We start from the raw sequence: 14,801 nt of genomic DNA on the forward strand, positions 1-14,801 counted from the left end.
ACTGATAAAAGGTCGTCGTAATCATCCAAAGTCCAAACTCCAAATTCTTTAGAAGGCTGCAAATCCATCCTAGTAAAAGACAAGGACTGTAAGACATAACGGGCTTAAAAAGGAGTGAAAAGTACAATTTAGTATTAAAATAGTGCAATCGCTGCGGCCCTTTTTGGACCTTTTTGTGCTTTGTTTTTTTGCTGCTTTTCGGGTGCATTTTCCTCTTATATACTACTCACTAAAAGCTTAGTTTTTGAGCTTGCGCGCGATTCAACAACTTGTGTACTTTTAAGGATTTGTCTATTTGCAGAGCTCACAACTACTTGATTTTCTGTTTTTTATACCATTATCAAACTACCTTTTATCAGTTTAAAACTACCTTTTATCAGTCAACTACGACTTTTTATCAGTGAAAAACGGCTTTTCATCAGTCACTTCAGACACCTACTGCGACTTTTTATCAGTGAAAAACGCCCTGCAAAAACTATTGTAGTTTTTCGTCACTTTCCTATATTTGTTCCCTATCCCACCGCGCTATGGATCAATCGGAAGCACTGGAAGTTCGGCAACACAACGCGATTACGACGGCTCGCTATGACTACACGGCGTGTCAGTTGGATCTGCTCTTCTTTCTGCTTTCCAAGCTGCGGCGGGAGGATAAGCCCAACCAGGAGTACCAGATTCACATGAACGAGGTGGTAGCCATGACGGGTCGGGAATGGCACTACAAGCAACTGCGGGAAGCGACGGAGTCCATGGGCTCCCGCATGTTCGAGGTCGAGAACGACAAGTCGTACGTGCAGCTCTGGATGTTCCAAAAGGTGGAGTATGTCAAAGGCCAAGGGTATCTGCGGATTCGCCTTTCGGAGGATATCCGCCCCTATCTGTTCGAGCTGAAGAACAACTTCACCTCCTATCAGCTCTTCTCGGCGCTGAAGATATCCAGTAAGTACGCCAAGCGCATCTACCAACTGGCCAGCCAGTGGAAGGACATCGGCGAGACAAAGACCTATGACCTGGACGAGTTCAAGCTTATGCTGAAGCTCAAGGACCCGAAGGGCAAAGAGCCGGAGCAGTTTCAGCGCATCAGCGACCTGAAAGCCAAAGTGCTGGATATCGCCGTGCGTCAGATCAATGAGAACACTGAGCTCAAGATTGGATACACGCTGCTCAAGCAGGGCCGCTCCTTCCACGCCGTGCGCTTCTACGTTACCAAGCAGGAGCCCAAGCAACTGCCGATTCCCTTCGACGAGTCGCCCGAACAAGCCAAGATCCTGATGGCCCGCCGGCATCTGGAGTCGCTGGGTATAAAAGACCCTAAGCTGGTCAGCCAAATCATCAATGACGATGGGCTCGTGAACGAGCTATTCAAGTTTATGTACCGTCTAAAGACGGATAAGATCAAAGCCGATAAGAACCCCGCCGGGCTCCTGTTAACCGTTCTGGGGCTCAAAACCCCGGCTAAAAGCAGCTGATCCAGCCCTCTGCTACCATGACACCACACGATCAAGAGGCCTATCGCGTGCTCAGAGCCTATCTGACGCATCTTCTGACTGATCCCCGGGACAAAGCCCTGCAGGATGTGCCGGCGCTGCTACGCGCCAGTGTAGAAGCTTTTATGCAGGGCAAGACCGTGTACCACGACGAGCAGGATCGGCCCATAATTTATGCCCACGACCTGGCGGCGTGGGCCCACCAGGTCATTCATGTCTCCGGCCTGGAATATCCCGTAGCGCTGGCTATGGTCGACGTGGAGAGCCTGCGCCAAGCCATGGCAGCATGAGTTGGAGTGAAATTGAGCGGTTGACGGCCCTAGTGCACCAGATAGAACCCGCCGAGCGCTTGTCGCGCCAACAGCTCAACCACGTGCTGGTATCCGCTCACTCGACGATGATTGAGGGCTCCCAGGTAACAGTACAGTCCGCCTTTGACTTTCTGGTGGGTGATGAAGCCAAAGTAGATCCTCGACTACCTTGGGATGGGTACGACATGCTGGCAGACCATGCCCAAGCATTGGACTTAGCTCTGCAGTGGGCCGATGAGCGGCGCCTTCCGTCGGTACACTTACTGCAGGAGCTGGCCGGGGCCGTCATGCGAACTACCGGGCTGCAAACTAATAGCATTCTGGGCTCGACCGATGCTGCCCGTGGAGACTTCCGGTTAGATAAGGTTTCGATCCTGGGGGCCAACTCCTTCCCCAACGCCCAGAAAGTACCGGCACTTGTTGAGCAGCTTGCCCAACAACTGCGAGAACGAATGAAGCTGGCGGCAACACTGCAGGAACAGCTCACTCTTGCTTTCGATGCGCATCAGCAGTTGGTGAGTATTCATCCCTTTAACGATGGTAATGGGCGCACTTCCCGGCTGCTCATGAACTACATCCAGCAGTACTATGGCCAGCCGTTAACTGTCGTCTTCCGGGAGGATAAAGCTGCCTATTTCTCGGCGCTGGAAGTAAGCCGGCAAACGTTAGACCTTACCCAATTCCATACGTTTATGCAGACCCAGCATATAAAGTCGTTGGAGCACCAATTGCGAAAGTAAATGTGCATGTAGTTTAAAAACTAAAATAGCAACTAATATAACATCTTAAAAGAGTTGCGTATTCAGTTGTAAAATTTCTTGACTACATGTATGATTACAAGTGTTTTAAATACCTATTTGAAAACAAAATACTGCACGCCTTTATGTGTCTCTATACGCGCGTGGAGGGCGCTGCTTAATGTACCTCTATAACATAGCATGTACCCCTACCTGCTGGGCCTACACGCAGCCCCTATGCACAAGCGGCCAAAGAGATGGTTTTGGTTAAAATTTTAGTCCAAAAGTTATCGGTTGCCTTGGCCACGGCCATCTTTCGGTGGGTCTGGATTCTACTACGGTTGGGTGGACCTAGCCCAGCGGGCGGCGCTGCTGGAATAGTGGGGCACGTTGGCAGCTGCAGCAGGCGGGGCTGCTGCGGCTGCCAACGTGCAGGCGTAACTTGCGGCATGAGAACATTCATCTCGCGCACGCTGCTGCTTGGAGGCTGCTGGACTTTGCTGGCCTGCGCGGTGCTGGGGAAGGGGCCGGCCGCGCTCGCTATTGAGCCGTGCTACCTGCGCCCCACCCAAATGCCGCGCCTGCCCAACGGGACCGCCGATTCGGCCAGCCTGGAGGCCGCATCGGCGCAAGCAGCTGCACGACCAGCCAGCGGCGGGCAGCCCGGCCTTCGGGCCCGACGACATTGCGCTGCTGTGCTTCACAATTGGGGCTGATGGGCGGGTGCGCGATGCCTGTGTGCTGAGCGAACGGGCACCGGGCTTCGGGCGGGCGGTGCTGGCGGCGGCGGCCCGAAGCCCCGCTTCACACCAGGCCGGCAAGACGGCCAGGCGGTGCCGGTTATTTTCACGGTGCCCGTGACCGTGGCGCCGCCGGCTAAATAGGTGGCCCCGAACAACACCCGCGACCATTATTGGCCTTGGCTAAAAGTTTGATAAAAAGGTTAAACGAGCGGACCGGTTGGAGGCTCCCAGTTGAAGGCAAAAAGGGTCTCCACGTCGATGTTGAGCACCAAGAACACCAATTAACTTTTGGACTAAACTTTTAACCAAGGCCAGAGATATCAAATTCTCCTTGCAAATCGATGTGCTGCCAGCTCACAGGCGACATCCGGGCGATGGCATCGGCCAGCCAGCCGCTCGGCAGGTGGAGCTTGCAAAGCTGCTGGTTCAGGTAGTAGCAGTTCCAGCACACAATCACATCTTGGACCAGCCGTTTGCAGGCATCGGCAACTTGTTGTTCTTCCTTGCCGACGAAGCGAAACTGCCCGTTTTGACTATTGAACACGGCACGGGTGAACTGGTGCATGGCTCTCGCACTTGTCCAACTGGTCGTCGAAGCGCTTGCGCAGTTCCTAGTCGTCCATGTAGCGGAGCAGAAACTCAGTGGCCCACCTACTCGCAGTCAGTCATTAGGGCATGCCCCAGCGGAAAGCAGTCCCGCCCGGCCATACGCGTCGGAACCTTTACCCTCCTTTGGCGGTACACGCAGCGACTGGATGCCGTATTTGGCTACCTTTGCCGTTCCATGCGCCTGCTAACCTTGTTTTTTGCCTTTTACTTCGCGTTCCTCTCCTGCCTGAGCTGCACGGACGAGGCGACCGTGTGCAAAGACCAGGCGCAAACGAGTGTGGCCGCCGCGTCGCATTCCGACTGCGGCACAGACGTCCTGGGCGACTGGTGCTCGCCACTGTGCCAGTGCCATTGCTGCGGCGGGGTTGTGCTCTCGCCAGTACACGTAGCCTCCGCGGAGTATTCCCAACCGGTGGAATGGGCCGATGCCACACGCCACGGCCGGCTGCTGGTGGCCTTCCCGACGCGGGTGGCCGGGACCGTGTGGCAGCCGCCTCAGGCCTAACCCTTCCCTCTTTTTCCTGCTGATACCCCCCTGCCGGGCGGCCTGAATCACCATTGGTTCTGGCAGCCGGGCTCATTGCCGCATCGCGTCGGCTTCGGGGGCGTCGTGGCGTCTCCTTTCCTGCTGTAGCAGCCGGAGCGGCTGGGCCGCAGGGTTTTCTCGGAAGTGTTAGACCTAACCCCCTTACAGCGGATGTTCGACCGGCTGATTCATTTTTCCATTCATAACAAGCTCATCATCGGGCTGCTGACCCTGGCCCTGGTGGCCTGGGGCAGCTACTCGCTCAAGCACTTACCCATCGATGCCGTGCCCGACATTACCACCAACCAGGTAGTGGTGTACACCGTGGCGCCGTCGCTGGCCGCCAGCGACATCGAGCGGCTCGTCTCGTTCCCCGTCGAGCAGAGCGTGGCCACCATTCCCGACCTGGAAGAGGTGCGCTCCTTCTCGCGCTTTGGCCTCTCGGTGGTCACTATCGTCTTTAAGGACAACATCGATATTTACTGGGGCCGCCAGCAGATTGCCGAGCGCCTGCAGGAGGCGCAGGAGCAGATTCCCCCGGGCGTGGGGCGGCCCACGTTGGCCCCGGTGAGCACCGGCTTGGGCGAGATTTACCAGTACGTGCTACGCCCCGCGCCCGGCTACGAGAAGCAGTACGATGCCCGCGAACTGCGCACGATGCAGGACTGGATAGTACGCCGGCAACTGCTGGGCACGCCCGGCGTGGCCGACGTGAGCTCCTTCGGCGGCCTGCTCAAGCAGTACGAAATTGCCCTCGACCCGGCTCGGCTCCGCTCCCTGGGCGTGACCGTGGATGAAGTGTACCAGGCTGTGTCGCGCAACAACCAGAACACCGGCGGTGCCTACCTGGACGTGAACCCGCAGTCCTACTTTATCCGCACTGAGGGCCTGGCCGCCACTCCGGCCGATTTGGGCAACATCGTGGTGCGCCGGACTGACGCTGGCCTGCCCGTGCTGGTGCGCGACGTGGCCCAAGTCCAATTTGGGTCGGCGGTGCGCTACGGGGCTATGACCCGCAACGGTGCCGGCGAAGTCACCGGGGGCGTGGTGCTCATGCTCAAAGGCGCTAACGCCAATGAGGTAATCCAGGCCGTGAAAACGCGCATGGCCACCGTCCAGAAATCTCTGCCCAAGGGGGTAATCGTGGACGTATACCTGGACCGCTCCGAACTGGTGGGCCGCGCCATTGGCACGGTGACCAAAAACCTGGCCGAGGGAGCCCTCATCGTCATTCTGGTGCTGGTCCTCTTTCTGGGCAACTGGCGCGCCGGCCTCGTGGTGGCCTCGGTTATTCCGCTGGCCATGCTGTTTGCCATCAGCTTGATGCGCGTGTTCGGCGTATCGGGCAACCTGCTCTCGCTGGGGGCCATCGACTTCGGCCTGGTCGTGGACGGGGCCGTCATTATCGTCGAGGCCATCGTGCACCGCCTGCACGGCGGGCAGCTGGCTGCTACCGCCCGGCTCAACCAGGAGCAGATGAACGCGGAGACCTACACGGCTGCCTCAAAAATACGCTCCTCGGCCGCGTTCGGCGAAATCATCATCCTCATCGTCTACCTGCCCCTGCTGGCGCTGGTGGGCACTGAGGGCAAGATGTTCCGGCCCATGGCCCAGACCGTGGCCTTCGCCATCCTGGGCGCCTTTATCCTGAGCCTTACCTACGTGCCGATGATGTCGGCGCTGGCCCTGAGCCGCAACACCCAGCCCAAAGAGAACTTCTCGGACCGCATGATGGCCTTTTTCACCCGTCTCTACGAGCCGCTGCTGCTGTGGGCCTTGCGGGCGAAAGCGCTGGTGCTGGGCACGGCCGTGGCCCTGCTGGTGGGGGCGGTGCTCTTGTTCCGTACATTGGGCGGCGAGTTCATTCCCACGCTGGCCGAGGGCGACTTTGCCGCCGAGATGCGCACGCTGGTGGGCAGCTCGCTGGGCTACACGGCCGACAAAACCCAGCAGGCCGAGCGCATCCTGCTCCAGCAGTTCCCGGAAGTCAAAGAAGTAGTAGCCAAGGTCGGTTCGGCGGAAATCCCCACCGACCCCATGCCGGTGGAGGCGGCTGACCTGATGGTGGTGCTGGAAAAAGACCAGAGTAAGTGGACGTCGGCCAAAACGCAGGAAGAGCTGGCCGAGAAGATGACCGAAGCCGTGAGCGTCATTCCGGGCGTCACCTTCAGCTTCCAGCAGCCGATTCAAATGCGCTTTAACGAGCTCAGTACCGGGGCTAAGCAGGACGTGGTCATGAAAATATTCGGCGAGGATTTGCAGCAGCTCAGCCGCTACGCCCGCCAGGCGGCGGCGCTGGCCCGCAAAGTACCCGGCGCGGTGGACATTTACGCCGAGGAAGTGACTGGCCTGCCGCAAATTGTAGTGACGCTGGACCGCAACCGCCTGGCCCAGTTCGGGCTCAACGTGGAGGACGTGAACCACACCGTGCAAACGGCCTTCGCCGGCCAGACTGCGGGACAGGTGTTCGAGCAGGAGCGCCGCTTTGACGTGGTGCTACGCCTGCGCGCCGACCTGCGCCAGGACATTAACTCGGTCAAGCAGCTCTTCATCGCCGCGCCCGGCGGCGCCCAGGTACCGCTGGAACAGGTTGCCACCGTGGCCCTGGTCGATGGGCCCAACCAGATTCAGCGCGACGACGCCAAGCGCCGCATTTCAGTGGCCTTCAACGTGCGGGGCCGCGACGTGGAAAGCGTGGTGCAGGACCTGCAAACCCGCGTAGACCACGACCTGAAGCTGGCCCCCGGCTACTACGCCACCTACGGCGGCCAATTTGAAAACCTGCGCCAAGCCACTGACCGCCTGCTGGTGGCCGTGCCCGTGGCCCTGGGGCTGATTTTCGTGCTGCTGTTCTTCACCTTCCGCTCCCTGAAGCAGTCGGTGCTCATCTTCACGGCCATTCCGCTTTCCGCCATCGGTGGGGTGCTGGCCCTGTGGCTGCGCGGCATGCCGTTCAGCATCTCGGCCGGGGTGGGCTTTATTGCCCTGTTTGGGGTAGCGGTGCTCAACGGTATCGTGCTCATCGGCTACTTCAACCAGCTCAAGACCGAAGGTGTGACCGACCTGGTCGAGCGCATCCGGCGCGGGGCCGAAGTGCGCCTGCGCCCGGTGCTGATGACGGCCACTGTGGCCTCGCTGGGCTTTTTGCCCATGGCCCTGAGTACCTCTGCGGGCTCGGAAGTGCAGCGGCCGCTGGCCACGGTGGTGATTGGCGGCCTGCTTACGGCCACCCTGCTCACGCTGCTGGTGCTTCCTGTGCTCTACGCGCTGGCAGAACGCAAGGCGGATATACCAGAAGCTCCGGACGAGGCACCTGATAAGGGCACCGCGCGTACGCTGCACAAAACCCTGGGCAGCCTAGCTCTGCTGCTCGGCCTGCTGCCCGTAGCCAGTCAAGCCCAACAGGCTCCGATTTCAGCCACGCAGGCCGTCACCCAGGCGTTGCAGACCAACGGAACCGTGACAGCCGCGCGCGGCGCGCTAGAAGCCCAGCAGGCCGTACGCCGCGGGGCTGTCGACGTGCTCGGGCGCACCACCATCCAGGGCACCTACGGCCAGTTTAACTCCTACCGCAAGGACAATCAACTCAGCATCACCCAGCCCCTGAGTCTGCCCGGCGTGTACCGCAGCCAGGCCCGTTTGGCCGATGCGCAGGTGACGACCCGCGAACTGGAATTGGCCCAGGTGCAGGCGGAGCTGCGGCGGCAGGTGCGCCTGAGCTACGAGCAGGCCCTGCACGCCCGCCACCGCCTGCGGGTGCTGCGTGGGCAGGACAGCATTTACTCCGAGTTTCTGCGGGCGGCCAACCTGCGCTTTAAAACTGGCGAAGTGGCCCGCCTCGAACCCGCCACCGCGCTGGTGCAGCAGGGTGAGACCCAGGCCCAGCTGCGGCAGGCCCGCACCGACTACGCCGTGGCCCAGCGCCAGCTGCAGGCTCTGTTGCAGCAGCCTACTGCCATTAACCTGGCCGACAGTGTGCTGCGCCCCCTGACAATTGCTACTGCCCCGGTGGCCGGTACCGATACCGCCCTGCTGGCCCAAAACGCCCAGGCGCGGGTACTGCAGCAGCAGGTGCTGGAGCAGCAGGCCACCACCCGCGCCGTGCAGGCCCAGGGGCTGCCCAACTTCACGCTTGGCTACTTCAACCAAAGCCTGATTGGCCCCCAGACCGTGGGCGGGGTGGGCGGGCCGGAGCGCTACTACAGCGGCGGTGACCGGTTCCAGGGCGTGACGGCCGGTGTGGCCCTGCCGCTGCTGCGCGGGCCGCAAAAAGCCCGGGTACAGGCTGCCCACTCGCAGGAAAAGATAGCCCAGACCCAGGCCCAGCGCTACCAGGCCGAATTAGCCGCTCGCGTGGACGAGTTGCAGGCCCGCCGGCAGGAGCTGGTGGAGCGGGTACAGTTCTACGAGCAGACCGGCCTGCCCCAGGCCACCGTTATCGTGCGCCTGAGTACTCGCGCTTTCAAAGCCGGCGAGATGGGCTACTCCGAGTACCTGCTCAACCTGGACCGGGCCCTGCAACTGCGCACCGCCCACCTCGACGCCCTGCTGGCGCATAATCAAACTATCATCGAACTCGACTACCTGCTCGGCACCGCCGCGCAGTAGTAGTTTCCACTTCTGACATTTCTGATGCGTACTCCCTTCATTTTTCTGCTGTTAGGGCTCACTCTGGCCGGGTGTGACTCCAAACCCAAAGGAGCCACTTCGGCAGACGGCACCGAAGCTACCAGTCAATCGAACGCCGAGCTCACGGGCGAAGCTGCCGAAGCCGACCCGGAAATAGTGACGCTCTCGCCCGCCGAGCAGCAAGCCGGCGAAATTAAAACCGGCCGTGTGCGTAGCCAACCCATGGGCACGGGCCTGGCCGTCACCGGCACGCTGGACGTGCCCCCGGAAAGCTCGGTGGCCATCACCGCTCCGCTGGGGGGCTTTGTGGAAAACACCACGCTGCTACAGGGCACCCGGGTCAGCAAGGGCCAGACGCTGGCCGTTATTCGCAACCCCGATTTCGTGCAGCTCCAGCAGGACTACCTCGAAACCCGCGCCCGCCTGGAATACGCCCGTACCGAGCTGGCCCGCCAGAAGGAGCTCTATGAGCAGGAAGTAGCTCCCCAGAAAAACTACCAGCGCGCCCTGGCCGACTACAATGCCCTGCGCGTGCAAACCAACGCCCAAGCCGCCCGGCTGCGGCTGGCGGGCCTGCCCGTGGGCGGCCGCATCGTGAGCACGGCCACGCTACGTGCCCCGCGCGCCGGCTTCGTCAAGACGGTGAACGTGACCGTGGGCCAGAGCGTGACTTCCACCGAGACCTTGTTTGAAATCGTGGACCCCGAGCACCTGCATGTGGAGCTCACAGTCTTTGAAAAGGACGTAAGCAAGCTGCAGAAGGGCCAGCTCATCCGCTTCACCCTACCCAGTGATTCGGCCAGTGGCGGCCCCGAGCGCACGGCCCAGGTGTACCTCATCGCCCAGGCCATCGGCGAAGACCGCACGGTGCGCGTGCACGGGCACCTGGATAAAGAGAATGACCGGGCGTTGCTGCCGGGCCTCTACGTGCGGGCCCTCATCGAAACCGGCCGCGCCGATGTGACGACCCTGCCCAACGCGGCGCTGGTGCGCTTCGAGGGCCAGAGCTACGGCTTCGTGGTGGAAGCGGCAGGCCGCTACCGCATGGTAGCGCTGCCCACCGGCCGTAGCGAAGACGGCTTCACCGAAGTCACCCTGCCCGCCGACCTGCCAGCCACGACCACCTTCGTAACCGAAGGCGCGTACTCGCTGCTGGCGAAGATGAAGAACGCCGAGGAAGAGGAATAGTCCTCTCTGCCCTACTGTACCGTAACGCTATGCTGTCCATCCTCAAACCCCTGGCCGTGTTTTTCCTGGCGGGCCTCTGTGAAATCGGGGGCGGTTACCTGATGTGGCAGTGGCTCAAGGCTGACCGCCCGGCCTGGACGGGCCTGGTGGGAGCGCTGCTGCTCATGGTATACGGGTGGGTGGCCACTTGGCAGCCCACCTCGTTCGGCAAAACCTACGCCGTGTACGGGGCCGTATTCATCGTCATGTCCATTGCGTGGGCCGCCTACTTCGATGGCTTCCGGCCCGACCGGTTCGACGTCATCGGCGGGCTGGTCTGCTTCGCGGGCATCGCCATCATTCTGTTCTGGCCCCGGGGCTAGCGCCGCCGTTTCTTCAATAGCAACTCCTCCTATGGCAGTATCCGCGCTGTTCGCTCCGTTTCAAAGCCTGCACAACCCGGTTTTCGCCCGCCTCTACGCGGCCCAGACGACTTCCCTGCTCGGCGACGCCCTGACCTGGGTGGGCTTGGCCCTGCTGGCCTTTGAGCTGGGCGGCGAGGACTCGGCCCAGATTCTGGCCTTTGCCCTGACGCTGCGGGTGACCGCCTTCGTGCTGCTCTCGCCCCTGGCCGGCGTGCTGGCTGACCGGCTCAACCGCAAGACCATCCTGGTGGTGGCTGACGTTGTGCGCATGCTCATCATCGCCCTGCTGCCCTTCGTGACGGAGGTGTGGCAGGTGTACGTGCTCATGTTCGTGGTCAATGCCTTCACGGCCTTTTTCACGCCCACCTTTCAGGCCGTCATTCCGGCTGTGACCACCGACGAGGAATTCCCGCAGGCCATCAGCCTCTCAGGTGCCACCTACGAACTGCTGGGCGTGCTCGGGCCGGGACTCGCGGGGGCGGTGGCCGCGTTCATGGGCGCCCGCAACATCTTTTTTCTCGACGCGGCCACGTTCCTGGTGTCGGCGGCCCTGGTGCTGACCCTGCCCGGGCGCCTGCAAAGCGCGGAAGCCGAAGCGGCGCAAAACAAACCCGGTGCCGAAGTGCCGCGCGTAACCCTGACAACGCTGCTCGAAGGCACCCGTCGCCTTTGGACCGACGGGCTGATGCGCTACGCCCTGTTACTGGAGCTGGTAGCGGCCGTCAGCGGGGCCCTGATTCTGGTGAACACCGTGGGCTATGTCAAGGGCCAACTGGGGCTCGACACCACGCATTACGGCTGGGCGATGTCGGCTTTCGGGGTGGGTGCCACGGTGGCCGCTCTGCTCACCGGAGTGCTCGACAAGCGCCTGGCCCGGCCCACCTTCGTGCTCGTCGGGGCCCTGCTCAGCACGCTGGCCGTGCTGCCGGCCAACCGCGCCGGAGTCTACCCGCTGCTGGCCCTGTGGCTACTGGCCGGGGCGGGGCAGAACTGGGTGAACCTGACCACTCAGACCATCATCGCCGGCCAAACGCCGGAAGAATTTCAGGGCCGGGTGTACGGCGCCCACTTCGCCTGGAGCCACCTGTGGTGGGCGTTTGCCTACCCGCTGGCGGGCTTTCTGGGCACGCGCTACGTTACTGGCTCCTTTCTGTACGGTGGCTTGGTGGCATTGCTGCTGCTGGCGGCCACCTGGCTGCTGAGCCGGGGCACCGTCCAGTCCACTCCCGCCAAGGCGCCGGTTGACTCGGGCGTTTTAAAATCCAAGTAACCAGGACGTATAAACGCTACTTAGGTCTCTATGCTGAACCTGCTCACCGGTGCTTTCCTGCTTAGCCTGCTGCACGCCGCCATTCCCAACCACTGGGCGCCAGTGCTGGCCGTGGCGCGGGCGGAGCGCTGGCCCTTGCGGCGGGCGGTGGGGGTGACGATGGTGGCGGGCCTGGCCCACGTACTGAGCACGGTGCTGCTGGGGTTGGCGCTGGGTCTGCTGGGCTGGCGCCTGTCGGCCCGCTTTTCGCAGTTTGCGGGGGTGGCCGCCCCGGCCCTGCTCGTGGTCATCGGGCTGCTGTACGCTTTTTCCGGGCCCGGCCACGCCCACCCCGACCCACGGCCACTGAGCCGGCGCGGCCCGCGCCCGCGGGTGGTGCTGGGCCTGGCCGCCACCATGTTCCTAGCCCCCTGCCTGGAGATTCAAACCTTCTTCCTGGCCGCCGGCACCCACGGCACGGCAACGCTGGCCCTTACCATGGCCACTTACCTGGTCGTGTCGGTGGGTGCCATGAGCGCACTGGTGGCCGCGACCTACACGGGCATCCGGCGCCTCAACCTGGCGGGCCTCGCCCACTACGAGCGCCGCTTTACCGGGGCCGTCCTCGTACTGGTGGGCCTGGCCGGCTTTTTCGTGGACTGGTAACCACGCCAGCCGCTGCCTCCCTCTTTCATCGCTGCAATTCTTATTCCCATGCTTGACCCAACTTCCCCCAATACCGACGAAGAGCTCAACACCGCCAAGCAGGTGAAGCTCGAAAACGTGGGCGCGCTCAGCCGCGACCAGCTCACCCCCGAAGCCGCCACGGAGCCCGAGGGCCATGACGTAGCCGGCCACGACCACGCCGAGCACGACCACCCCGCGGGCAAAAAGGTCGTGGACCTGGGCGGCAAAGCGACGACCGATGAGCATGCCGGCTACGACCACGGCTCGGATGACGACCATGACCACGGCCCGGCCGGCGACAACCCCTACCTCTGGCCCGGTGTCAGCTTCGCGCTGCTGCTGCTAGGCATTGCCCTGGATTACTACAAGGTCGGCTTTTTCACCGGCTATGTGCGCCCGGTGTGGTACGGAGTGGCGTTTCTACTGGTAGGCTGGAAAGTCATCCGCTCGGCCGTGCAGAGCATTCCCTCGGGCAACATCTTCAACGAGTTCCTGCTCATGAGCATTGCCACGCTCGGGGCGTTTGCCATCGGGGAGTACCCCGAAGGCGTGACCGTGATGCTGTTCTATACCGTGGGCGAGCTGTTTCAGGACGCGGCCGTGAACCGCGCCAAGCGCAGCATCAAGGCCCTGCTGGAGATTCAGGCCACCGAAGTCACCGTCATCCGCAACGGGCAGCCGCTGGTGCTGGACCCCAAGGAAGTGGAGGTGGGCGACGTCATCGAGGTGAAGCCCGGCGAGAAAGTGGCCCTGGATGGCACCCTGACCAAGGGCCCGGCCACCTTCAACACGGCCGCCCTCACGGGGGAGTCGGTGCCCCAAACCAAGCAGATCGGTGAGGTGGTACTGGCGGGCATGGTCAACCTGGAAAGCCTGATTCAGGTGGGCGTCACGGCGAATTACAAAGACACCAAGCTGGCGAAGATTCTGGCCATGGTGCAGGACGCGGTGGGCCGCAAGGCCAAAACCCAGCAGTTCATCACCAAATTTGCCAAGGTGTATACGCCCATCGTGGTGGCTTTGGCCGTGCTGCTGGTGCTGGTGCCCTACTTCGTGGTCGACGACTACGTATTCCGCACCTGGCTCTACCGGGCGCTGGTGTTCCTGGTAATTTCCTGCCCCTGCGCGCTGGTCATCAGCATTCCGCTCGGCTATTTCGGCGGCATCGGCGCGGCTTCCAAGGCCGGCATTCTGTTCAAGGGCTCCAACTTTCTGGATGTCATGCGCGAGCTCGACACGGTGGTGATGGACAAAACCGGCACCCTGACCCAGGGTATATTCGCCGTGCAGCAGGTGCAGCCCGCCGGCGGGCTGGATGCCGCGCAGCTGCTGCGGCTGGTGGGGGCGCTGGAAACCAAGTCCACGCACCCCATTGCCAAGGCTGTGGTGCTCCACGTGGGCGCCGCAGTCAACGGCGTGACGGTCGACTACGTGGAGGAAATCAGCGGGCACGGGCTGCGGGGCCAGGTCGACGGCCGCGACGTGCTGGCCGGCAACACCAAGCTGCTAACCAAGTTCAGTGTGGCCTACCCGGCCGAAGTCGACCAGATTCTGGACAGCATCGTGGTGGCCGCGGTAGATGGCAAGTACGCCGGCTACCTCACTGTGGCCGATTCTCCCAAAGAAGATGCGGCTCGCACCGTGCAGGAGCTGCGCGCCGACGGCATCACCAAAATCGTGATGCTCTCCGGCGACAAGGACAGCATCACCCAGCGCGTGGCCAAGGAACTGGGCATCGATGAGGCCCACGGCGGGCTGCTGCCCGAGGACAAGGCGCGCTACGTGCAGCAGTACAAGGACGCGGGCCGCAAGCTGGCCTTCGTGGGCGACGGGGTGAACGACGCCCCCGTGGTGGCCCTAGCCGACGTGGGCATCGCCATGGGCGGACTGGGCTCGGACGCCACCATCGAAACGGCCGACGTGGTGATTCAGACCGACCATCCGAGCAAAATTGCCACCGCCCGCCGCATTGCCCGCGCCACGCACCGCGTGGTGTGGCAGAACATCTGGTTGGCCTTTATCGTCAAGGGCATCGTACTGGCCCTCGGGGCCGGCGGGCTGGCCACCATGTGGGAGGCCGTTTTTGCCGACGTAGGGGTGGCCCTGTTGGCCATTCTCAACGCCGTGCGCATCCAGCGCATGGACTATTCCACCCCCGGCACTACGGTTGCCCCCCTGGCCCCGCCAGCCGCTCCGAAGCCGCAAAGTGCCGTTTAGCAATCGGGTTCCTCAAC

Annotated in this window: 12 protein-coding genes and 1 pseudogene; 12 read left to right on the plus strand and 1 reads right to left on the minus strand. The window is 62.1% G+C overall.

The genetic code is table 11. The features are described 5' to 3' along the window. The first annotated feature begins 527 nt into the window (after positions 1-527). Genes LGH74_RS21940 through LGH74_RS21950 form a run of 3 tightly spaced genes read left to right on the plus strand, consistent with a single transcriptional unit; the run spans position 528 to position 2,535 of the window. A complete protein-coding gene (locus LGH74_RS21940) occupies positions 528-1,466 on the plus strand; it encodes a replication initiation protein (protein WP_226179790.1) in 939 nt (312 codons plus the stop codon). 47 nt (positions 1,467-1,513) lie between these two features. Next, positions 1,514-1,774: a hypothetical protein gene (locus tag LGH74_RS21945; RefSeq protein ID WP_226179792.1), complete on the plus strand. Its 261-nt coding sequence runs from the start codon at positions 1,514-1,516 to the stop codon at positions 1,772-1,774. After that, complete coding sequence (locus tag LGH74_RS21950; protein WP_226179794.1) at positions 1,771-2,535, plus strand: Fic family protein; 765 nt, start codon at positions 1,771-1,773, stop codon at positions 2,533-2,535. Before LGH74_RS21945 ends, LGH74_RS21950 begins: the two co-directional genes overlap by 4 nt. A 1,041-nt stretch (positions 2,536-3,576) precedes the next feature. Here the strand turns inward: LGH74_RS21950 and LGH74_RS21955 are convergent. Then, a complete protein-coding gene (locus LGH74_RS21955; protein WP_226179796.1) occupies positions 3,577-3,840 on the minus strand; it encodes a transposase in 264 nt (87 codons plus the stop codon). A gap of 219 nt (positions 3,841-4,059) precedes the next feature. Between LGH74_RS21955 and LGH74_RS25230 the strand changes: the two are divergent. The 9 genes and pseudogenes from LGH74_RS25230 to LGH74_RS21995 all read left to right on the plus strand — a co-directional run. Then, positions 4,060-4,242, plus strand: a pseudogene (locus tag LGH74_RS25230) (DUF6660 family protein); the annotation flags it as partial. Between the two features lie 9 nt (positions 4,243-4,251). After that, the gene (locus tag LGH74_RS21960) at positions 4,252-4,389 is read left to right on the plus strand and encodes a hypothetical protein (RefSeq protein WP_226179798.1); all 138 of its coding nucleotides are present in this window, start codon (positions 4,252-4,254) and stop codon (positions 4,387-4,389) included. A gap of 42 nt (positions 4,390-4,431) precedes the next feature. After that, a complete protein-coding gene (locus tag LGH74_RS25235; RefSeq protein ID WP_226179967.1) occupies positions 4,432-4,518 on the plus strand; it encodes a hypothetical protein in 87 nt (28 codons plus the stop codon). A 63-nt stretch (positions 4,519-4,581) separates the two neighbouring features. Further along, positions 4,582-9,018 (plus strand): CusA/CzcA family heavy metal efflux RND transporter, encoded by a 4,437-nt coding sequence (locus tag LGH74_RS21970; RefSeq protein ID WP_226179969.1) that lies wholly within the window; start codon positions 4,582-4,584, stop codon positions 9,016-9,018. Positions 9,019-9,042: 24 nt separating this feature from the next. Further along, positions 9,043-10,227, plus strand: coding sequence for an efflux RND transporter periplasmic adaptor subunit (locus LGH74_RS21975; protein ID WP_226179800.1), 1,185 nt, complete (start codon positions 9,043-9,045; stop codon positions 10,225-10,227). A 29-nt stretch (positions 10,228-10,256) separates the two neighbouring features. Further along, positions 10,257-10,589, plus strand: coding sequence for a YnfA family protein (locus LGH74_RS21980; RefSeq protein ID WP_226179802.1), 333 nt, complete (start codon positions 10,257-10,259; stop codon positions 10,587-10,589). Between the two features lie 31 nt (positions 10,590-10,620). Beyond that, entirely contained in the window at positions 10,621-11,901 is a 1,281-nt protein-coding gene (locus tag LGH74_RS21985) for an MFS transporter (protein ID WP_226179804.1), read from the plus strand. A gap of 30 nt (positions 11,902-11,931) precedes the next feature. Next, positions 11,932-12,546, plus strand: coding sequence for a hypothetical protein (locus LGH74_RS21990; RefSeq protein ID WP_226179806.1), 615 nt, complete (start codon positions 11,932-11,934; stop codon positions 12,544-12,546). Positions 12,547-12,594: 48 nt separating this feature from the next. Continuing rightward, positions 12,595-14,784 carry a heavy metal translocating P-type ATPase gene (locus LGH74_RS21995; protein ID WP_226179809.1) on the plus strand — a complete coding sequence of 730 codons (2,190 nt, stop codon included), beginning with the start codon at positions 12,595-12,597 and terminating at the stop codon, positions 14,782-14,784. Positions 14,785-14,801 lie beyond the last annotated feature (17 nt).

Origin of the sequence: Hymenobacter lucidus (assembly GCF_020447265.1) — a bacterium.
GTDB classification, from domain to species: Bacteria; Bacteroidota; Bacteroidia; order Cytophagales; family Hymenobacteraceae; genus Hymenobacter; species Hymenobacter lucidus.